The organism is Cronobacter malonaticus LMG 23826, from assembly GCF_001277215.2.
GTDB lineage: Bacteria > Pseudomonadota > Gammaproteobacteria > Enterobacterales > Enterobacteriaceae > Cronobacter > Cronobacter malonaticus.
In genome coordinates, this window is sequence record NZ_CP013940.1 from 645,826 (window position 1) to 666,633 (window position 20,808).

The 20,808-nt window shown below is 54.7% G+C and carries 18 protein-coding genes; 9 read left to right on the forward strand and 9 right to left on the reverse strand.

Annotated features, from left to right (window positions below; translation table 11 throughout):
* Positions 1 to 12: 12 nt before the first annotated feature.
* Complete coding sequence (locus AFK66_RS03060) at positions 13 to 1,209, reverse strand: tyrosine-type recombinase/integrase (protein ID WP_007777892.1); 1,197 nt, start codon at positions 1,207 to 1,209, stop codon at positions 13 to 15.
* A 429-nt stretch (positions 1,210 to 1,638) separates the two neighbouring features.
* Between AFK66_RS03060 and AFK66_RS03065 the strand changes: the two genes are divergently transcribed.
* The 4 genes from AFK66_RS03065 (at position 1,639) to AFK66_RS03080 (ending at position 5,413) form a co-directional block, all read left to right on the forward strand.
* On the forward strand, positions 1,639 to 2,259 hold the full coding sequence (locus tag AFK66_RS03065) for a LysE family translocator (protein WP_007777891.1): 621 nt from the start codon (positions 1,639 to 1,641) through the stop codon (positions 2,257 to 2,259).
* Between the two features lie 163 nt (positions 2,260 to 2,422).
* The gene (locus AFK66_RS03070) at positions 2,423 to 3,043 is read left to right on the forward strand and encodes a helix-turn-helix domain-containing protein (protein ID WP_007777889.1); all 621 of its coding nucleotides are present in this window, start codon (positions 2,423 to 2,425) and stop codon (positions 3,041 to 3,043) included.
* A 147-nt stretch (positions 3,044 to 3,190) separates the two neighbouring features.
* Positions 3,191 to 4,369 carry an acetyl-CoA C-acetyltransferase gene (locus AFK66_RS03075; RefSeq protein ID WP_007777888.1) on the forward strand — a complete coding sequence of 393 codons (1,179 nt, stop codon included), beginning with the start codon at positions 3,191 to 3,193 and terminating at the stop codon, positions 4,367 to 4,369.
* A 363-nt stretch (positions 4,370 to 4,732) separates the two neighbouring features.
* Positions 4,733 to 5,413: an oligogalacturonate-specific porin KdgM family protein gene (locus AFK66_RS03080; RefSeq protein ID WP_007777886.1), complete on the forward strand. Its 681-nt coding sequence runs from the start codon at positions 4,733 to 4,735 to the stop codon at positions 5,411 to 5,413.
* A 242-nt stretch (positions 5,414 to 5,655) separates the two neighbouring features.
* Here the strand turns inward: AFK66_RS03080 and AFK66_RS03085 are convergent, their stop codons facing one another.
* Complete coding sequence (locus AFK66_RS03085; protein WP_007777883.1) at positions 5,656 to 6,834, reverse strand: oligogalacturonate lyase family protein; 1,179 nt, start codon at positions 6,832 to 6,834, stop codon at positions 5,656 to 5,658.
* Positions 6,835 to 7,444: 610 nt separating this feature from the next.
* On the opposite strand from AFK66_RS03085, the gene kduD reads away from it, so the two are divergent.
* Positions 7,445 to 8,206, forward strand: coding sequence for a 2-dehydro-3-deoxy-D-gluconate 5-dehydrogenase KduD (gene kduD, locus AFK66_RS03090; protein WP_007777879.1), 762 nt, complete (start codon positions 7,445 to 7,447; stop codon positions 8,204 to 8,206).
* 328 nt (positions 8,207 to 8,534) lie between these two features.
* Here kduD and AFK66_RS03095 read toward each other — a convergent pair whose 3' ends face one another.
* The 4 genes from AFK66_RS03095 to AFK66_RS03110 are packed head-to-tail and all read right to left on the reverse strand — an operon-like array spanning position 8,535 to position 12,775.
* Positions 8,535 to 9,824: an ABC transporter substrate-binding protein gene (locus AFK66_RS03095; RefSeq protein WP_007777877.1), complete on the reverse strand. Its 1,290-nt coding sequence runs from the start codon at positions 9,822 to 9,824 to the stop codon at positions 8,535 to 8,537.
* Positions 9,825 to 9,837: 13 nt separating this feature from the next.
* Positions 9,838 to 10,965, reverse strand: coding sequence for an ABC transporter ATP-binding protein (locus AFK66_RS03100; RefSeq protein ID WP_007777875.1), 1,128 nt, complete (start codon positions 10,963 to 10,965; stop codon positions 9,838 to 9,840).
* 12 nt (positions 10,966 to 10,977) lie between these two features.
* On the reverse strand, positions 10,978 to 11,892 hold the full coding sequence (locus tag AFK66_RS03105) for a carbohydrate ABC transporter permease (RefSeq protein WP_023898046.1): 915 nt from the start codon (positions 11,890 to 11,892) through the stop codon (positions 10,978 to 10,980).
* Positions 11,885 to 12,775, reverse strand: a complete 891-nt coding sequence (locus AFK66_RS03110) for a carbohydrate ABC transporter permease (RefSeq protein WP_007700813.1) — start codon at positions 12,773 to 12,775, stop codon at positions 11,885 to 11,887. Before AFK66_RS03110 ends, AFK66_RS03105 begins: the two co-directional genes overlap by 8 nt.
* A 610-nt stretch (positions 12,776 to 13,385) precedes the next feature.
* On the opposite strand from AFK66_RS03110, the gene wzz(fepE) reads away from it, so the two are divergent.
* On the forward strand, positions 13,386 to 14,528 hold the full coding sequence (wzz(fepE), locus tag AFK66_RS03115) for an LPS O-antigen length regulator Wzz(fepE) (RefSeq protein ID WP_023898047.1): 1,143 nt from the start codon (positions 13,386 to 13,388) through the stop codon (positions 14,526 to 14,528).
* 56 nt (positions 14,529 to 14,584) lie between these two features.
* On the opposite strand, the gene AFK66_RS03120 is transcribed toward wzz(fepE), so the two are convergent.
* Positions 14,585 to 14,908, reverse strand: a complete 324-nt coding sequence (locus tag AFK66_RS03120) for a cupin domain-containing protein (protein ID WP_004385694.1) — start codon at positions 14,906 to 14,908, stop codon at positions 14,585 to 14,587.
* A gap of 152 nt (positions 14,909 to 15,060) precedes the next feature.
* On the opposite strand from AFK66_RS03120, the gene AFK66_RS03125 reads away from it, so the two are divergent.
* A complete protein-coding gene (locus tag AFK66_RS03125) occupies positions 15,061 to 15,762 on the forward strand; it encodes an aspartate/glutamate racemase (RefSeq protein WP_007777866.1) in 702 nt (233 codons plus the stop codon).
* On the opposite strand, the gene AFK66_RS03130 is transcribed toward AFK66_RS03125, so the two are convergent.
* Positions 15,740 to 16,678, reverse strand: coding sequence for a LysR family transcriptional regulator (locus AFK66_RS03130; RefSeq protein ID WP_023898049.1), 939 nt, complete (start codon positions 16,676 to 16,678; stop codon positions 15,740 to 15,742). The two genes, AFK66_RS03125 and AFK66_RS03130, sit on opposite strands and share 23 nt — an antisense overlap.
* Positions 16,679 to 16,918: 240 nt before the next feature.
* On the opposite strand from AFK66_RS03130, the gene lysA reads away from it, so the two are divergent.
* A complete protein-coding gene (gene lysA, locus AFK66_RS03135; RefSeq protein ID WP_007777857.1) occupies positions 16,919 to 18,181 on the forward strand; it encodes a diaminopimelate decarboxylase in 1,263 nt (420 codons plus the stop codon).
* Here lysA and AFK66_RS03140 read toward each other — a convergent pair.
* On the reverse strand, positions 18,158 to 19,195 hold the full coding sequence (locus AFK66_RS03140; RefSeq protein ID WP_007795990.1) for a LacI family DNA-binding transcriptional regulator: 1,038 nt from the start codon (positions 19,193 to 19,195) through the stop codon (positions 18,158 to 18,160). The genes lysA and AFK66_RS03140 overlap by 24 nt on opposite strands.
* Positions 19,196 to 19,469: 274 nt before the next feature.
* On the opposite strand from AFK66_RS03140, the gene AFK66_RS03145 reads away from it, so the two are divergent.
* A complete protein-coding gene (locus AFK66_RS03145) occupies positions 19,470 to 20,807 on the forward strand; it encodes a PTS sugar transporter subunit IIC (RefSeq protein WP_007700846.1) in 1,338 nt (445 codons plus the stop codon).
* The last annotated feature ends 1 nt before the right edge of the window (position 20,808 follow it).

Genomic DNA, 20,808 nt, shown 5'->3' on the forward strand with positions numbered 1-20,808 from the left:
CCCCCCTTCAATTTATAGAGCATGGTAATAGACACACTCCACATATTCGGCTAACTCTCTCATCCCAGCACCTTTGCTATACGTCCTGAATGCTTCGGTTTTGGCTTTCTGCTCTGTGTGTCCGGTGATGGCCCCGATCCGCTGTTCTGGTACTCCTGCACGGTCTAAACAGGTTATGAACATTCCCCGCAAGCTGTGGAAACACTGCCGATCTGTAGCTGTGGACAATGTGCTGTCACGTAGCCGGGTAAACTTCTGACTGTACCACGGCCCCCGTTTACCATCCTTCCGAATGATATTGTTTGACTGTGCCAGCAGATATTCTCCGCTGTTATTTGCCAGATGTTTATCAATAATGCCGATCAGAAGAGAGTGGATCGGAACGTACCGCACCCCTGCTACAGTCTTGGACTTGCTGACAAAGAAACATCTGACACCCTCCAACATTACAATTTCATCCCGTTTGATGCTGGCGATCTCATCAAGTCGCATTCCTGAATACAGCCCAATCAATATGACATCGCGTAGGACGTCATCCGCTTCTTTGATAAGGGTTACCAGTTGATCGGCTTCAAACGGTTGATAACTTTCAATTGTGCGCCGTGCTTCGAGGTTGTGACCGTGAAACGGGTTACTGTCTGGGATTGCGTCATATCGACGTTTGGCGAACTCGTACAGGCTTCCTAAAGAGGTTAGCCAGTTCTGGATAGTCTGAGGCGCTACCTTCGATTGTTGGCCCTCTATGAAGTCTGTAACCGTTCTGCGTCCTATCTTGTTCAAACCAATATCAACCTGCCCAATACTCTGGAGAAACACTTCTACGGCCCTCGCTGATTTGCTGAGTGTGGAGAATGCCCGGCGCTCACTGTAGACCGTCATATATTCATCGCGTATGACTGCCAATGTTGGGATCGGGGAGATTGCTGAAGGCGCACTCTTGGCCTGTTTTATTGTGGTATGGAGCGTGGTGATCGCGTTCTGGATGCGTATATCTTCGCGGTCAGGGTTAAGCAGGGCCTTCAGATTATTGAACTCAATCAACATGTGGTTTCTGAAGTGGCGAGCCTTTTCGATATCCTTCGTCCCGGTGGATTTTCTCCAGGCTCGTTTGTTGTCGAATATGTGGCGCATGTACTTTGGTACGAAGATTTGGAAAACCCAGATCCCGCAATGACTTTGAAAAAGATACTGATTGTTCTTGATAGCCATGATTACGATCCTATAGGATCACGCTATCAGGTACGAAAATATGTACAATGTTGAGATGGACTAACGAGAGCTTCCCAAGCTCTATACGAGGGTTCGATTCCCTTCGCCCGCTCCAGCGTCTCTTCTCAGCTTCCCTGATTCCGGCGTACGGAAATAATAAACTCCAGCAAAAAACGCGATAGTCGTCAGCAAATAGCCCGATCAATCCTTTAATTTTCTGATCTCATACCTGAATAGCGCAGGCTGCCCTGCGCCATTCACATTCTTTATTTCACGGCATAACAGTGTCCGACAACTCGTCTATGAGTTCCCACTGGGTTTAGTTTTAGTCCAGATTAATTTGATAGATTTATCATCCCCCTGCGTAACTAACTCCCAATTGCCGGGCCAGTTTTTCTTCTATAAGATTTTTCTTTTCGGAGGATAGACATGTCGGTTACTGATGCACTGCTTGCGTATACCCTCGCGGCTACGCTGTTAACTCTGACGCCGGGGCTGGATACGGCGCTTATATTGCGTACCGCGGCGGCGGACGGGGGTAAAAAAGCTTTTCAGGCGGCGCTTGGCATCGATGCCGGCTGTTTTATCTGGGGCGCGCTGGTGGCGTTTGGTCTGGGAGCGCTGTTCGCCGTGTCTGAAATGGCGTATTCGATTCTGAAGTGTTGCGGTGCGGGTTACCTCTGCTGGCTTGGTATTCAGCTGCTGCTGCGCCCGCGCACCAAGTTTGATACCCGCCAGGGGAATGAAGCGCGCGCCAGCAACAGTTTTCTGCGCGGCATGCTGGGCAATGTGCTGAACCCGAAAATGGGCGTGTTCTATGTCTCCTTTCTGCCGCAGTTTATCCCGGCCGGGCATTCGCCAATGGTCTGGACATTCCTGCTGGTGGCCATCCATGCGCTGATCGGCACACTCTGGTCGCTGACGCTGATTGTCGCCACCCGCTACGCGTCAGGCGTGCTGAAAAAACCGGGTGTAGTGAAATGGATGGATCGCGTCACGGGCGGCGTGTTCCTGCTGTTTGCTGTAAAACTGGCATTAAGTAAACGCTGATACGACGTTAACTTCAGCGTATTTCAGTGTCGGCGTGGAGAGAATAAGTTCTTTCTGTAGTTGTTTTATTAACACGCCGTCTCATTATGAAAAAATGGGGCGGCGCGTTGCACACTTTTTACTATGCTGATCGGTAACGATATCTCTGGTGCGTGCTATCAGCATGGAAACTTATCCGCTTCCTGAACGGCCCGAAGAGGCCATCCATCTTCTTATTAGTGCCCTGAAAAAGAGTGGTGAGCTGCGCCATTTTGCCAGTGGCGCGCATATTCCCGTACAGCCCGATCATATTATTGTAATAGAGCAGGGTAGCCTGTCGATGCACCGCGTCATGGACAGCCTGATGATGATTGAATCGACGCGGCCTCAGCTACTTGGCATTACCTACAATAATCAGTTCAGCCGCCATTTCATGGTTAAAGCTGAATCGGCATGCGAGGCGCGGATCGTGCCGCGCGGTGAGTTTGAGGCTATCATCGAGGCACGCCAGCTCTGGCGCGAACTGCTGTTGGTTGTCTCGTGGTATTACGACGTGCTCTACTGGAAGAGTTACCACTACCTCGGGCGGCAGTCCTATACGCTTATTCGCAACTGTTTAATTGAACTGGCCGCGAAAGATGAGCAGGAGCGTGATGAAATTAACGCCTGCGATTTTATTCGCGGCAAAACCAATCTTTCCCAGAGTTATATTCTTAAAGTCTTTAGCGATTTAAGAAAAGGCGACTATATCGATATTTCACGCGGACGCCTTAAATCAATCAATAAACTGCCAGAACGCTATTAGCTCTGCGTCACTCCCTTAAACCTGTGCCGACGCCCTATGGCGCGCGGCGCAGATTCCTTGTGATACCCCTCACCAATTTTTAAACATTTACGAAATGATTTTATAACAAGCAGCTACTATGTCCCGGTTCACTTCCCGGAGATAACAATGAAAGATGTGGTAATTGTAGGGGCCGCACGCACGCCCATTGGCTGCTTTCAGGGCCAGCTTGCGCGTCGCTCGGCGGTGGAACTCGGTGCGGTGGTCATTGAGGCGCTGCTGGCGCGCACCGGTCTCGATCCGCTGGATGTCGATGAAGTGATCCTGGGCCAGGTGCTGACCGCGGGTGCGGGCCAGAACCCGGCGAGGCAGACCGCGTTGAATAGTGGCCTGCCGTGGTCCGTTTCGGCGATTACCATCAACGACGTATGCGGCTCTGGACTGAAGGCGCTGCATCTGGCGACGCAGGCGATTCAGTGCGGAGAGGCGGATGTAGTGATTGCCGGCGGGCAGGAGAACATGAGCCGCGCCCCGCATGTGCTGACCGAAGGGCGCAGCGGTGCGCAAAGCGACAGTCATATCATCGACAGCCTGGTGCATGACGGGCTGTGGGACGCGTTTAACGATTACCACATGGGCGTCACGGCGGAAAATCTGGCGCGTGAATATAACATCAGCCGCGAACATCAGGATGCGTACGCGCTTGCGTCGCAGCATAAGGCGCGGGCAGCCATCGACAGCGGCCGGTTTCGTGACGAGATCGTGCCGGTCGTGATTGAACAGATGCAGGGCGCGCCGCTGGTGGTGGATACCGACGAGCAGCCGCGCGCTAATACCAGTGCCGAAGCGCTGGCGCGTCTGTCGCCCGCTTTCGATCGCCTCGGGAGCGTCACGGCGGGAAACGCTTCGTCAATGAATGACGGCGCGGCGGCGGTGCTGATGATGAGCGCCAGCAAAGCACAGGAGATGGGGCTGCCGGTGCTGGCGCGCATTCGCGCCTTCGCAAGCGTGGGGGTCGATCCGGCGCTGATGGGCATTGCGCCGGTCTACGCCACGCGCCGCTGTCTGGAGCGCGCGGGCTGGCAGCTCAATGATGTTGATCTTATCGAGGCTAATGAGGCGTTCGCGGCACAGACGCTGTCAGTCGGTAAGCTACTGGAGTGGGACGAGCGCAAGGTGAATGTTAACGGCGGCGCGATTGCGCTGGGGCATCCGATTGGCGCGTCTGGCTGCCGTATTCTCGTCTCTCTGGTGCATGAAATGGTAAAACGTGAAGCTCGCAAAGGGCTTGCCACGCTATGCATCGGTGGCGGACAGGGCGTGGCGCTGGCGATTGAGCGCGATTAATTCTTTTTCTTTCTTGTTAAGCGCTTTGCCGGTTAAGCAAAGCGCGCTTACTTTGGCTGCTAATAATGCCTGAGGCGTAATTATACCTTTTATATCGGTTACCAGGTTTACTATTCCCTTCCTTTGAGTTAATCCCCAGACTTTAAAAAAACATCAGCAACCTTTCTCGTGCGCATTAAAAATAAACTGTGATTAAAAACATGCTTTTTAGCTTTTTGGCTGTTGTTTTATTGAGCTGAATCACGCGCTTTCTTTTCGTTATTTTTGAAACAAAGTATTGCGATCCGGATCGCTAAAATAACCTATATTTAAAAATAAAATTCAGTTTCATAAAAATGAAACGATATTTTATTGGGGTATTTTATGTTTAAGAAAGCTCTGGCTCTGGCTGTCCTCTGTGGGTTCTCATTCGCGGCGCAAGCGGTAACTGTCGATTTACGTCACGAGTACATTGATAGCGGTATCAACGCCGATCGCGTCGCGGTTTCACACCGTTTTGATAATGGGTTCGGTTTTTCCGTTGAGGCGAAATGGAAAACCGGCGGCGACGATCAGTCGCGTCCATTTAATGAAGTTGTCGGTAATGGCCATGAAGACCAGATTAGCTGGCGCTGGAAAGCGACCGACGCTATTGCTGTCACGCCGGCGTTCACTATTGAAAGCGTTGACAGCAAAACGATTTATAAGCCCAACATCCATGTGCAGTATAGCTTTGAGAATGGATTCTATGTTGCGGCACGCTACCGTTACGAATATACCCGCGTGCCGGACGGTAAAGATGATGACGATAAAGTTAACCGTGGCGACGCCTGGGTGGGTTTTGCGCTGGGTGACTGGCGCACCGAGCTTAACTATGTCTATGCCCAGAGCGAAGAAGGCTTTACCCGTAATAACGGGAAAAAATATTCCAACGAATATAACGCCAAACTGGCTTATAAAATTGATAAGAACTGGGCGCCCTATTTTGAGGTCGGGAATATCGGCGTAAAAGAATCTGACGAGCGCCAGACGCGTTTACGTGTCGGCGTGGCATACAGCTTCTGATAAATTTTCGCCCTCGTTATGGCGGGGCGTTAATTCTGTTTTGCTGTTTCCTGATAGTGTGCTACTGAGAATAAGCACACCGCCCATGCAGGGGCGGTTTTTTTATGGCCGCTGTAAATTAATTTATTTTTCGCATGCGCTCATTCTAATTAAGCTGCCGGGTTTACCTTAAACATGAAAAAATAAAAAAGCCCTCCAGGAGAGGAGGGCAAAGGTCAGTCACGGAAACAGGACGCTTATTATTATGACACGCTCAGCATTTCACGCTGTTCGGGTAATTTTGCAAGATAGACCGCCGGTTTGCCGTCTTTATCGGTACTGAAAAGGATGGCGCTACCGTCCGGCGTAAAAGAAGGATGCGGATGCGTCACCTGACGGCTGCCGGCAAACGTCTCCCAGGACGTATCGTGACGCGCCACGCGGTAATAGGATTTATCATTCACATCAAAGACATAAAGATAAGGGTCGTTGTCAATGGTATAGCCGCCGGTGTCTTTCACATCGACCGGCGTGCCGGAGCCATCGCCCACCAGCAGCGTGCCGTCGAAGTTGCTCATCAGGTGCGAGCAGGCCGGGATCGGCATGATCTCTTCGTTAACGCCGCGCTCCGGCAGGTAGCGGTAAACCGTACGGCCCTGTTTGCCCTTGAGATAAGAGACATAGACCAGCGCGGAACCGTCCGGCACCCAGAATTCATGGGTGCAGCTTTCACCCTCGGCGTGTTCTTTTACCTTACACACGTTGCTGCCGTCTTCATTCACCATCCACATACGGGCATCGATCAGATCGTGCGGGCCTTCATGACAGAACGCGACGGTATGGTCGTCGAACGGGCGGTAAATCGGGTGCCCCAGCCAGATTTTCTCTTCATGGATCGTCTGGCTGGTGCCGGTTTGCAGGTCAATACGCAGCAGGCGGCAGTGCGGCCCTTTATGGAAGAAATCATGGAAGATTTTCCAGTCGCTTAACGGCACATAATCGCTTTTCGCGATTTCTATCCCGACCAGTTTGGTGCAGTCGCTGTTCGCCACCCAGGTGCCATAGCCGACCCACGCTTCCGGCACGCGATAGACGTCGCGCTCGGCAAGCGTGGTGAGGTTAACTTCGCGCAGTACGCGATCGTTTTTCACATAGTAAAGGTATTTGTCGTCCGGCGAGAGAAAACCGCCAAAGGTGTTATCGCCCGCGCCTTCGGTAAGCTGTACCGCTTCGGCGTTTTCAAGATCCAGCAGATAGTAGTTCCAGTGACCATCGAATTCGCCGGCAAACAGCAGGTGGCTGCCATCGTTAAAAAAGCATTTCTGGTAGAAATAATTACGGTGACACGTCACTTCCGGTGGGGTTAAACGGGTGACTTCCGCCCCGGTATCCGGGTCAATACTCACCTGATACTGAAGTTTCACCCGCATGCCTTTAGCCATTGTCTGCTCCTTACGTTGCCGGCTGGCGTTCGCTGATTAGATTTCGAAAACAGTAATATAAATTATCAAAACACTGTTTCAATATGTGTGACTGTGGGCGCATTTCTGCTCAACTGTTTTAATGGAAAGAGTATTTTTGGACAAAATCAGCGCGAAAGCGGTATCGACGGATGCCGGGCAACGGGCGGTAGCCTTTTCATTAAAATCGCGCCATAAAATTATAGTCATATGATTTTAAAAGCTAAATTTGCAGAGCGAGGAGAGTTTGACCGTCGGGCTAACGTGATAAACGTGACCGCATCATCAAATCCGGCAAGATGTAATCATTAAAATGAAACATTGTTTTATTTATAATTGAAAAGGCGTTTCGCTACGTTTAAGATGGATGTCATCTCGAAAAACGAAACGCTGTTTTGCTGTTTTATTAACTTCCCGCTTTCTCTTTTAACGCGCAGTCATCGTGAGATGGCATAAAGCGACAGGTGTCGGGCCGCCTGTTACCTGGCGTTTTATGGCATCGATATCCTGTGGCGAGGAGAAGGCGTAAACAGCGGGCAGCCTTATTACGGTCACGCCTGTCACAGACAGGCCCGATAACAAGGAAACACACATGATTCTGGATGCATTCTCTCTTCAGGGTAAAGTCGCGATCGTCACCGGTTGCGATACCGGTCTTGGTCAGGGTATGGCGCTGGGTCTTGCAGAAGCGGGCTGCGATATCGTGGGCATTAATATTGTCGAACCGGCGGAAACCATTGAGCGTGTGACTGCGCTGGGCCGCCGTTTTCTGAGCCTGACGGCTGACCTGCGTAAAATCGACGCGATCCCGGCGCTTATCCAGCGCGCGGTGGCCGAGTTCGGGCACATTGACGTTCTGGTGAATAACGCAGGGCTTATCCGCCGCGAAGACGCGATTAACTTCAGCGAGCAGGACTGGGACGACGTAATGAACCTGAATATTAAGAGCGTGTTTTTTATGTCGCAGACCGTGGCGAAGCAGTTCATCGCCCAGGGCAACGGCGGGAAAATTATTAATATTGCGTCGATGCTCTCCTTCCAGGGCGGTATTCGCGTGCCGTCTTATACCGCGTCGAAAAGCGGCGTGATGGGGATTACGCGCCTGATGGCGAACGAGTGGGCGAAAAACAATATCAACGTGAACGCCATTGCGCCGGGGTATATGGCAACCAATAACACCCAGCAGCTGCGCGCCGATGAGCAGCGCAGCGCCGAAATCCTCGACCGCATTCCGGCGGGCCGTTGGGGTTTGCCGAGCGACCTGATGGGGCCGGTGGTGTTCCTGGCGTCCAGCGCGTCAGATTACATTAACGGTTATACCGTGGCGGTCGACGGCGGCTGGCTGGCACGTTAAGCGTAATGCGCAGATAAAAAACCTCCCGCGTGGAGGTTTTTTTATGGGGAGCGTTTAGCTGTGCGGGATGTAGTGCGAATGTGGTGGGTGCGCTACGCTTACCCACTCTACAAGGGGATGATGCCGGATGTGGTGGGTGCGCTACGCTTACCCACCCTACAGGGGGATGATGCCGGATGTGGTGGGTGCGCTGCGCTTACCCACCCTACAAAGTAGGTAATCCTGCTGTTAGCGTAGGGCGGGTAAGCGCAGCGCACCCGCCGGACAATATCTTCACCACGTTTACCTAACCCCGCACATACAGGCGGAGTTGCAACAGAAACTACCCTTAGCGCATCGCGCGTTTCAGGATACGCTCCGCCTGGCGCTGGAATTCTGCCGCGGCGTCTTCAACGGATTTCTGGCCGTAATCGATATACTGCAACGCGGTGCCGAACTGCGACACGATCTGCGGATCGTCAAAATAGGGCGAAACGGCAAGCGTGGTCGGCAGCGACTGCGCCAGCTTCAGGCCCGACACCGACGGATCTTCATCTTTAATCACGCCCGCTTCGGTAAGCTGCGCCACCGCGGCTTTGCTGAGCGGCACGCCGCGCTCAAGGCCCAGCGCTGCGACACCCTCTTTGCTGTTCAGCAGGAAGTTAATCAGCTGCGCGGCCTCTTTCGGGTGTTTGGTCGATTTACCGATAGAGAGCATCTGCGCCGGTTTAAAGAACAGCCCTGCATCTTTCGCGCCCGGCAGCATCGGGTAGGCGCCAAGCTCCAGCTTCGCAGGCGGCTTTAAGTTGTCGGAGTATTTGGTAATGGTGGAGTTCCACATATAGGTGCCCGCCCACTCGCCCTGGATCCACGGCTTCATCTCATACATGTTGCTCTTGCCGAACGAGGCATAATATTTGGTGTCCGGCATGACGTGGCTGTCGATAAGCTTCTTATACATGCCGAAGAACTCGACCCACTGCTCTTTGCTGTACGCGAATTTTTTGGTTTTCTCATCCACCGCCGAAATATTGTATTTCTGCACCATGTACGAGTTGAGCAGGGCCAGCACATCCTGATGCTCCAGCACAACCGGGTAATACTGTTTACCGAGTTTCGACTCGAACGTTTTGCCCGCTGCCATCAGCGCGTCCCAGGTTTTCGGGTAGTCGACGCCTGCTTTTTTCCAGGTTTCGTTGTTGTAGTAGAACACGCGCGCGGTAACGGAGATCGGAATGCCGTTCAGCTTGCCGTTAACGGTGGTGGACTTCAGCTCTTTCGGATCGAACTGGCTCAGGTCGATAATCTCTTTCACCTGATTTAAGTCGTAAAACCCGTCGCCGTTTTTCGAGAAAATCGGCAGCCAGTTCCAGTTGGTCTGCATCACGTCCGGCTCGGTGCCGCCCGCGATTTGGGTAGTGAGTCGCGAAAGATGGCCGTCCCAGCCGGTGTATTCCGGCTTAACGCTAATTTCCGGGTGCTGTTTGTGAAACTCCTCCAGCGCTTTCAGCGTGACCTGGTGACGGCCATTGCCGCCCCACCAGGACATCCGCAGTTCGACGTTTTCCGCCGAGTGCGACGGCAGCGCGCAGAGGGTGAGGGTAGACGCTAATGCTGTGCTAACGAGGGTTTTTTTCATTATAAGACTCCTGTCAGAGAGTGAGGTTCTGTTCTGTTTTGGCGTCAAAAAGATGACACTTATTCATGTCGAACTTAAAAAACACCTTGCGGTGAAGGCCCTTTTCAATCATCGGCTTAGCTTCATCGGAAGGGATGCGGCAGGTCATTTCGAAATCCGCCACCCTGAGATAGACGAAAAATTCGTGACCCATATTCTCCACGCGCACCAGCTCACCGGCACCGCAAGGTTCGGCACAGGGCGTATCGGAGATTGAGACATATTCCGGGCGAATGCCGAAGAAAACCTGCTGCCCGGCGTACGCGGTCACTTTCTCCTGCTGACGCGGCGTCAGCGCCAGGCGATTATCACCGATGCAGATCAGCAGTTGACCTGCTTCTTCCACCAGTTTGCCGGGCTTGATGTTCATCTCCGGCGCGCCGATAAAGCCCGCCACGAACATGTTTTTCGGGTAGTGATAGAGGTTGTCCGGCGTATCCACCTGCATAATATGGCCAAGCTTCATCACGCAGATGCGGTCGCCCATGGTCATCGCCTCAGTCTGATCGTGCGTCACGTAGACCGTGGTGGCCGGTTTGCCGCTCTTTTTCAATTGCTTATGCAAATCGGAAATACGGATACGCATCGAGGCGCGCAGTTTGGCGTCGAGGTTAGAAAGCGGCTCATCGAAGAGAAAGACATCCGGCTTTTTCACAATCGCGCGGCCCACCGCCACACGCTGCGCCTGGCCGCCGGAGAGCTGGCGCGGCAGACGGTCGAGCAGCTCTTCCAGCTCAAGGATTTTCGCGGCCTCATCTACCTGGCGGTTAATCTGCTCTTTCGGCAGTTTGCTGAGCTTCAGGCCGAACGCCAGATTTTCGCGCACCGTCATATGCGGGTAGAGCGCGTAATTCTGAAACACCATCGCGATGCCGCGCTCTTTCGGCGCCAGGTTATTCACCAGCTTCTCGCCGATGCGTACTTCGCCGCCGCTGATCGTTTCAAGGCCCGCGAGCATACGCAGCGTGGTGGATTTGGCGCAGCCCGACGGCCCGACAATCACCATAAACTCACCATCGGCGATTTTCAGGTCGATACCATGAACCGCTTTAAAGCCGTTGGAATAGACTTTTTCTAACTTATTGAAAATAACTTCAGCCATGATAATCCCCTGTTAACCTTTGATTCCGCTGCTGGCCACGCCCTGCACGAAGTAACGCTGGGCCAGGAAAAAGACGATGATGGACGGCAGGATTGAGATGCTCGCCATTGCCAGAATTTCGTTCCACGGCGCGCCTTCGGTCACGTCGATGGACATTTTGAGCGCCAGCGCTATCGGATACTTATCGACGCTGTAGACGTAAATCAGCGGCCCGATAAAGTCGTTCATCGACCACATAAACTGGAACAGCGCGACTGAGATCATGGCCGGCTTGAGGATCGGCACCACCACATACCACAGCACCTGGAAGGAGTTGCAGCCGTCGATTTGCGCCGCTTCTTCCATGTCGCGCGGCACGCCGCGCAGGAACTGGATCAGCATAAAGACGAAGAACCCCTGGGTGGCGAAGGCCATCGGCAGCCAGAGCGGCAAGTAGCTGTTGAGCATCCCCATTTCACGGAACATCAGGTATTGCGGGATAAGCAACACGGTGCTCGGCAGCAGCATGGTGGCGATAAGCGTGGCGAACCAGAATTTCTTCCACGGGATCTCAAAGCGCGCGAAACCGTACGCCACAATGGTGGAGGAGATAACCGTCAGCACGACTTTTGGGATCACATACTTAAACGTGTTCATCATGTAATGCCCGAAGTTATATTCGGTGCCGGTTTTCCAGCCGTTGATAAAACCGTCCCAGGTCGCGTGCGTCGGCCACAGGCTGAGCGTGGTGAAAATCTCGTGGTTGGGTTTAAACGACGCCGAGAACATCCACGCCAGCGGGTAGAGCATTAACAGGCCGACGAGCAGCAGAATCACGTAACGGACGGCGCGGCTTGCTTTTTCACGCCGCAGCGTGCGCGCCACTTCGCGGTCGCCCGCGCTGATGGCCGGGCGGGGGGCCAGTTGCCCTTGTTGGATATCAGCCATTTTTGCCTCCCTTATCGGCGGAGTAGAAGACCCAGTATTTCGAGGATTTGAAAGCGATGGAGGCGAAGAGCGCCACCACCAGGAACAGCACCCAGGCGAGCGCCGCGCCGTAGCCCATATCGAAATATTTAAAGGCGGTGTCGTAGATATAGAGTGAGAAGAGATAGGTGTAATAGGTCGGGCCGCCGCCGGTAATCACATACGGGCCGGTAAATTCCTGGAACGCCTGGGTGGTCTGCATAATAAAGTTAAAGAAGATAACCGGCGTAATCAGCGGCACCGTCACTTTTATAAACATCTGCCACTTCGAAGCGCCGTCGATCATCGCTGCCTCATACTGCGACTGCGGCACGTTTTGTAGCGCGGCCAGGAAAATCACCATCGCGGAGCCAAACTGCCAGACGCGCAGCAGCGTGACGGACATCAGCGCCAGCGACGGCTCGCCAAGCCAGTTCACCGGATCTAACCCAAACACGCCGATAAAGCTGTTCAGCAGCCCATCAATGGCGAACAGCGCGCGCCACAGCACGGCGATGGCCACAGAGCTGCCGAGAATCGACGGAATGTAATACGCGGTGCGGAAAAAGCCGATGCCGCGCAGTTTGAAATTGAGCACAAACGCGATGCCGAGCGCGAAGGCGAGCTTTAAGGGGATAGTCAGGAACACGTAGGCGAACGTCACGCCCATCGATTTCCAGAAGAGATCGTCATCCATCAGCATGTAACGGTAGTTTTCGATACCGTTAAACACCGGCGGATTCATCAGGTCGTACTCGGTGAAGCTGAGCGCGAAAGAGGAAACAAAAGGAAAGGCCGTAAAGACTATCAGCCCGATGATATAGGGCGATATCCAGGCCAGACCCAGAAGCTTGTTTTCATTCATACATACCTACCTGGCATTCAAGGGTGTATTAATCGGATCGGATGTGCGTGCTGTAATGCGCGACAGCGAACGGGCCAGACCCGGAAAGGCGTGGCCGGGCGGCCCTGCTATCGCGATGCCAATAACGTTTTGCCATGAAAATATGGCGAGATTAACGTGATGAAGATCGCGTCTTTTATTATTTATTGAACCTCTGTTTCTTGTTTCTGAAACGGTGTTTTAATTTATTTTATTGCTATTTATTTCGCCGTCATTCGATAAATGGCGGAAATGTGATCATGGTCGAAACGCTGTTCTGGTTTTTTGAAGCAGCGCTGTTTTTACCGACGGGAGGGGCATACAACTTTTGGTAGGCACGTAAATAAGTGTTTGCGCTAAATTAGGATTATTCGTAATAATGATGATTACGGATGCAGTACCTCTACTCCTAACAAGGATATGTTTCTCTGTTTTGCATACTTTTTTGAATTTTGTCAAAGAGATAACTGTATGCGCCCGTCGCTTTTCTAAAAGCAATTCATTTGCCCGCTGAAACAATTCGCACGCATATTGTTTCAGTGAGATTAATTTCGACTTCAACAGCAGCTTCATTTAACGTAACGCACTCACTATGTCATCGATAGATATCAAGAATAATCCGCTCGCCTCTGCGCCGGATTACCCGCTTCTCGACCAGCAGCGCGCTGAAATAGATCTGTTTGCGCTTGTCGACGTGCTTTTTAAATCCCGCAAGGTGATTATTTCGATTACTGCCCTGTTCATTGTGATGGGGCTGGCGCTGGCCTTTTTGCTGCCGCAAAAATGGACCAGCGAGGCGGTGGTTTCCATTCCTGAAACGCCCCAGCTCATTGAGCTACAGCGCGTACTGGTCGATCTTCAAGTACTGGATGTCGACGCCGCTATCGATGCCGCTACGCTCGAAAATATGTTTCTTAAAAAATTCGATTCGCGGGCGCTTCAGGAGAAATTCCTGCGGACTTCGCCGTGGGTGCAGGCGCAGGTAAAGGAAGCGCAGGGCGATACGGAAAGCCTGCAACGCGCTATTACGCTGGTGGCGCAGCGCATCAAAATGACCTCTAACGACAACCCGAAAGCGGCGACAGCCTCGCCTTACAGCTCCTGGACGCTGAGCTTTACCGCGCCGAAAGCCCATGATGCGCAGCGCGTGTTAAAGGAATACATCAACTATGCGGCGCTGGCCGTACAGCGAGAGGTGCTGGAGAATCTGCGCGCGATTGTTGAGCTGAAAGCGAAATCGGAAGAGAGTAGCCTGGTGATTGAGCGTAATAAGCTGGATAACGAGCATAAAATCGCGATTCAGCGTCTGAACTATTCGTTGCAGGTCGCGAACGCCGCAGGCATTAAAAAACCGGTTTACAGTAACGGGCAAGCGGTGAAAGACGACCCGGATTACTCGATTGCGCTTGGGGCTGACGGCCTGGCGCAGAAGCTCGCTATTGAACGCTCAATCACCGATGTCACGGCGCTGAACGCCGCCATCCAGAACCGTGAATATCGCCTCGCGGAGCTGAAAAAGCTGAACCTGGCCGATGTGGATTTTCAGCCGTTCCACTATCAGATGGCGCCTTCGCTGCCGGTGAAAAGCGACGGGCCGGGCAAGGCGCTGGTGCTTATCCTGGCAGCGATGCTGGGCTTTATCAGCGCCTGCGCACTGGTACTGGTGCGTGATGTCATCGCGAAGCGGCAGGTTATGGTGCAACGCCCTGCTGACGTCGACGCGCTGCTCTCCTGATACCGCTGAGCTGACAAAAAAGCCGCCTTTTCGGGCGGCTTTTTTATAGGCGCGATTTACTTCAGGAAATCTTCACGCACTGGCGTAAAGGTGTCGAGCAGCGTGCCGGGCGTAATACAGACGCAGCCATGCATGATATTCGGTTGTTTATAGAGGGTATCGCCCGCACTTACGCGGCGGGTTTCTTCACCGATGGTAAATTCAAATTCGCCAGAGAGCACATAGGTCAGTTGCTCATGCGGATGGCAGTGCATCGGGCCGACCGCACCGGCGTCAAAATTCACTTCCACCGCCATCATTTTGCCGCCGTGGGCCAGAATGCGGCGCGTGACGCCATTGCCCAAATCCTCAAGCGTCGTCTCTTTGTGATAGATAAACATGCCGAGCCTCTGATTTGTGAAACGTTGTTTCAATTAATCTATCCTGGCATCTGACAGAAAAGAACATACCGCGCCGGGAAATGGCGGGCGGATCACATTTGTTCCGCTCTGTGAGCATGTTATAACCGGGGAAGCGCAAACAGGAGGCAACGATGAAGACAGTAGGCTTGCTCGGCGGCATGAGCTGGGAATCGACCATCCCTTATTACCGGTTAATTAATGAAGGCGTGCGCGACCGACTCGGCGGGCTGCACTCCGCGCAACTGCTACTGCACAGCGTCGATTTTCACGATATCGAAGCCTGCCAGGCGAGCGGCGAATGGGAGAAGGCGGGCGAAATACTGGCGCAGGCGGCGCTCGGTTTAGAACGCGCCGGCGCGCAGGCCATCGTGCTCTGTACCAATACGATGCATAAAGTGGCGCACCAGATTGAAGCGCGTTGCGCGCTGCCGTTTTTGCATATCGCCGACGCGACGGGCCGCGCCATCGAACAGGCGGGGCTGCGCAAGGTGGCGCTGCTCGGCACCCGTTACACCATGGAGCAGGATTTTTACCGCGCGCGGCTGGAAGACGGGTTTGGCATCACATCGCTTATCCCGGATGCGCCTGCGCGTTTGCGCATTAATCAGATTATTTTCGATGAACTGTGTCTTGGGAAAATCATCGCAGAATCAAAACGCTACTATCAGCAGCAGATTGAGATCCTGGCAGAGCAAGGCGCGCAGGGCGTAATTTTCGGCTGTACCGAAATCGGCCTGTTGCTCGGCGCGCAGGATTGCCCGCTGCCGGTGTTCGACACCGCCGCGCTGCACGCCGCCGATGCGGTGAACTTTATGCTGGGCGACCAGGACTGACCAGCATCGCCTCCAGCGTGTCGCTAAGCCCTTTCATCTGCTGCTGCAGATGCTGGCTGAACGCCTCCACCAGCGCGGAAGCGGGGCGGTGCAGGGGGCGGATGAGACTCACAGTGAAAGGCACCGCCACGCTGAAGCGGCGCACCACAATGCCCGTTGCCGCGTAATCGAGCGCTGTCAGTGGGTTTACTATCGATACGCCCACGCCTGCACGTACCATCGCGCAGACTGACGCGGCGCTGTGGGTTTCCAGCACCATGCGCCGCTGCACGTTATGCTCCTGAAAGAGGGAATCAAGCAGTTGCCGGTAGCTGTCGGTACGCGACAGGCTGATGTAGTTTTCGCCCGCAAAATCCTGCGGCGTAAGCTGCGGTTTATCGGCCAGCACATGGCCTGCGGGCAACACGCATACCTCATTTAACGTCAGTAGCGTCAGGCGCTCGGTGCCGGCGGGCGTGGCGGTATTTTCCGTAATGCCTAAATCGTGACGCTGGGCGGAGAGCCACTCCTCAAGCAGCGGCGACTCCTGCGGCACGATGTTCAGGCTCACGTCCGGGTAGTTATCCAGAAACGGCTTTAACACCAGCGGCAGCAGCGACTGCGAAAAAACCGGCAGGCAGGCGATGGAAAGCTCGCCCTGGCGGAACTGGCGCAGGCTTTCGGCGGCGCTGATTATTCGGTCAAGCCCATACCAGGAGCGCTGCACTTCTTCAAACAGGCGCAAGCCCTGGACGGTGGGATGCAGCCGTCCGCGGCTACGGGTAAAGAGCGACAGGCCAATGAGTTTCTCAAAGCGCGCCAGTTCGCGGCTGACGGTGGGCTGCGAGGTGCGCAGGAGCGCCGCCGCCTCCGTGAGATTGCCCGCGGTCATGACCGCGTGAAAGATTTCGATATGGCGGAGCGTGACGCCAGGCATTGCGGGTTCCTCGTTGGTGGAAGTGGTGTGTTGCCAGAGAGCCGCTGGCGGGTGCGCTGCGCTTACCCGCCCTACAACAACAGATACGTCGCCGCTGGCGGGTGCGCTCTGCTTACTCGCTCTACCAGTGCCGGGCAATGAAAAACCATATCATTTTTGCATAGACTCACGAGAAAACGATATTTTTTCTTCGCTAACGGCTGTGGCGTAATAAAGGCATTAGCTTAAAGGAGTCTCGCCATGCCACGTTCGCTTTATCACACCGACAGCGCCCTTAACGCCGACACGCTGCTGCCGCTGCCCGCGCAGTACGGCGGCCCGGTCTGGGTTTATGACGCGCAGATAATTCGCGCGCAAATTGACCGCCTGCGCCAGTTCGACGTTATTCGTTTCGCCCAGAAAGCCTGCTCGAATATTCATATTCTGCGCCTGATGCGCGAGGCGGGCGTAAAAGTGGATTCCGTGTCGCTCGGCGAGATCGAACGCGCTATCGCCGCGGGCTACAATCCGCGCCAGAACCCGGACGATATCGTATTTACGGCGGATGTGCTGGACGACGCCACCATCGCCCGCGTGCATGAACTGAGCGTGCCGGTCAACGCAGGCTCGGTGGATATGCTGGAGCAGCTCGGCGCGGTATCGCCAGGGCATCGCGTCTGGCTGCGCATCAATCCGGGCTTTGGCCACGGCCACAGCCAGAAAACCAATACCGGCGGCGAGAACAGCAAACACGGCATCTGGTACAGCGATCTCCCGGCGGCGCTGGCGGTGATGCAGCGCTATCAGCTGAAGCTGGTTGGCATGCACATGCATATCGGATCCGGCGTCGATTACGGGCATCTGGAGCGCGTGTGCGGCGCGATGATAAGCCAGGTGATCGAGTTCGGCCAGGATCTGGAGGCGATCTCCGCTGGCGGCGGGCTGTCCATTCCTTACCGCGAGGGCGACGAAACCATCGATACCGGCCACTATTTCGGCCTGTGGAACCGCGCCCGTGAGCAGATCGCCGCGCACTTTGGTCATCCGATCAAACTTGAGATCGAGCCGGGGCGTTTTCTGGTGGCGGAAGCGGGCGTGCTGGTGGCGCAGGTGCGCAGCGTTAAAGAGATGGGATCGCGCCATTTCGTGCTGATCGACGCGGGCTTTAACGATCTGATGCGCCCGTCGATGTACGGCAGCTATCACCATATTTCCGCGCTGGCGGCGGATGGCCGCGACCTGCGCGACGCGCCGCTGCTGGAAACGGTGGTTGCCGGGCCGCTGTGTGAGTCGGGGGATGTGTTTACGCAGCAGGAAGGCGGCAAAGTGGAAACCCGCGCGCTGCCGGCGGTGCGTCCGGGCGATTATCTGGTGCTGCATGATACCGGCGCGTATGGCGCGTCGATGTCGTCTAACTACAACAGCCGCCCGCTCCTGCCGGAAGTGCTGCTGGAAAACGGCGAGGCGCGCACCATTCGCCGTCGTCAGACGATCGACGAATTACTGGCGCTTGAGCGTTTTTAACGGCGCGACGGCGTAAGGGCCGGGGGCTACGGAATCCCGCAACACCAGCGTCCCGGTGAACGGCGGGATCGCGGCGAGCGGCTCGTCGCGCGCCAGCCGCACCGCGCTTTCAATGGCGGTGGTTATCATATCTTCGATCGGCAGACAGACCGTCGAGAGCCCCGGCTCCAGCCAGGCGGCGCTCGGCGCGTCGTCGAAGCCGAACAGCGACACATCTTCAGGAATACGCAGGCCCGCCTGGTAGAGCGCCTTTGACGCGCCGAGCGCCATATCGTCGTTGCAGGCGAACAGCGCAGTAAAGCGCACACCGCGCTCCAGCAGCTCTTTACAGCGCGCGTGGCCGCCGCTCATGCTCGAATCGCCGTTTTTAATCAGCGCCTCGTTCCCGGCGATGCCGTGCTTTTCCAGCGCGCGACGATAGCCGAGCAGACGCGCCTGGCCGGTAGGCGTGGCGAGAGATACCGTGATGCAGGCGATTTCCCTATGCCCCTGTTCAATCAGATATTCCACGGCCTGAAAAGCCGCGTCCTGCTGTTCGAAAAAGACGCAGCGTTCGCGCGCCTGGCTGACGTCGCGGTTGATGATCACCAGCGGCACGGCGGTGTTATCGATAAGCTCCATAATCGCGGTTTCGCTCATATGGCGGGTGTAGAGAACGATGGCGTCGCACTGTCTGTCCGCCAGCATTTGCACGGCTTCCAGCTCGCGCGCGGGCGTGTCGTGGCCATCGGTGACGATAAGCTGTTTGCCGTGCGCCTCGGTCTGGCGCGACGCCTGCTGCAACAAACGCCCGAAGTAAAACCCGTTAAAACTCGATACCACCAGACCAATGCTGTTACTGGTGCGGTGCGCCAGCGAACGAGCCAGCAGGTTAGGGCGGTATCCCAGTTCTTCCATCGCCCGGAACACCTGCGCGCGGGTGCTCTCTTTTACCTGGCCTGTGTTGTTCAGCACGCGTGAAACGGTCGCTTTGGAAACGCCGGCCCGAACTGAAACATCCCGCATTGTCACCATTCCCTTCGCTCCCGTTGTCGTCGTGATTCGATGGAGTTTAACACACAAGCCCGGCGGCTACGGGAACGCCCGCGCACGCTGTCGACTCGTTCACACCCGCTCTGTTTCTGGTATACCAACTTATAGAGAATTCATTATTTGGAATACCAATGGCCGTTTGTGGGAGAAGCGTCACAGATAAATCTGCTGCACGATCCTATTTTTGGCATACCAAAAAAGGTGTTCAGCGGTAACCTTTCCATTAAAAAAGCCACATTCAAAGAGGGCACACCCTATGGCGTTCCAGGAAAAGTTGATCGATTCTCTGGGCAGTTTCGCGACTAAATTCAACAGTTACCGCTATATCATGGCCATTAAAGCGTCGTTTATTACGCTGATGCCCGTGATTATCGTCGGCGCTTTTTCGGTGCTGATCTCCAATATGGTGCTCGACCCGAAAAACGGGCTGGCGAGCTTTCAGGCGCTGTCGTTTCTGGCGGCGCTCAAGCCCATCACCAGCGCCATTAACTACGCGACGCTGAACTTCTTAAACATCGGCGCGGTGTTTTTGATTGGCATTGAGCTTGGGCGTATCAACGGCATCAAGACGCTCTTTCCCGGCCTGCTGGCGGTGATCTGCTTTATCTGCGTGACGCCGACCACGGTCGAAATGCTGGTGGATGGCGAAATGCACGTGGTGAAAGATGTGCTGCTGCGCCAGTTCTCCGACACCCGCAGCCTGTTCCTCGGGATGTTTATCGCCATTCTCTCCGTTGAGATCTACACCTGGCTTGAGCACCGCGACGGGCTAAAAATCAAAATGCCCGATACCGTGCCGCCAAACGTCTCGGCGTCATTTTCGGCGCTGATCCCGGCGATCATTACCACTACCGCTATCGCCACGTTTGGTTTTGTGTTCCATCAGGTGACCGGCATGTATCTCTACGACGCGGTCTATCAGGTGGTGCAGCAGCCGCTGGAGCGCGTAGTGCAAAGCCTGCCAGGTATTCTGCTGCTGATGTTCGTCGCCCAGCTTTTCTGGGTGATCGGCATTCACGGCAACCAGATGATTAAGCCGATTCGCGAACCGCTGCTGCTCGGCGCGATTACCGTCAACATGAGCGCTTTCGAGCAGGGCAAAGAGGTACCGAACATCATCACGATGCCGTTCTGGGATGTCTATATGAGCATCGGCGGTTCCGGGCTGACCATCGGCCTGCTGATCGCGGTGATGATCGCCACCAAACGCAAAGAGATGAAAGAGATAGCCAAGCTCTCTTTTGGCCCTGGCATTTTCAATATCAACGAACCGGTTATCTTCGGGATGCCGATTATGCTCAACCCGATCCTGGCGGTGCCGTTTATCATCACGCCGCTGGTGACCGGCACGATAGGCTATTTCGCAACCGTCATGGGCTTTGCTGGGAAAGCCGTGGTGATGGTGCCCTGGACCACGCCGCCGCTGATTAACGCCTGGCTCTCCACCGCAGGCTCCATGGGCGCGGTCGTCACGCAGCTGGTCTGCATTCTGGTGTCCATTCTTATCTATCTGCCGTTTGTGAAGATTGCGTCGCGCCGCGCGGAGCAGGCGCAGGCAGAAGCCACCCGCGTTGAAACCGCGAAAAACGTATGAG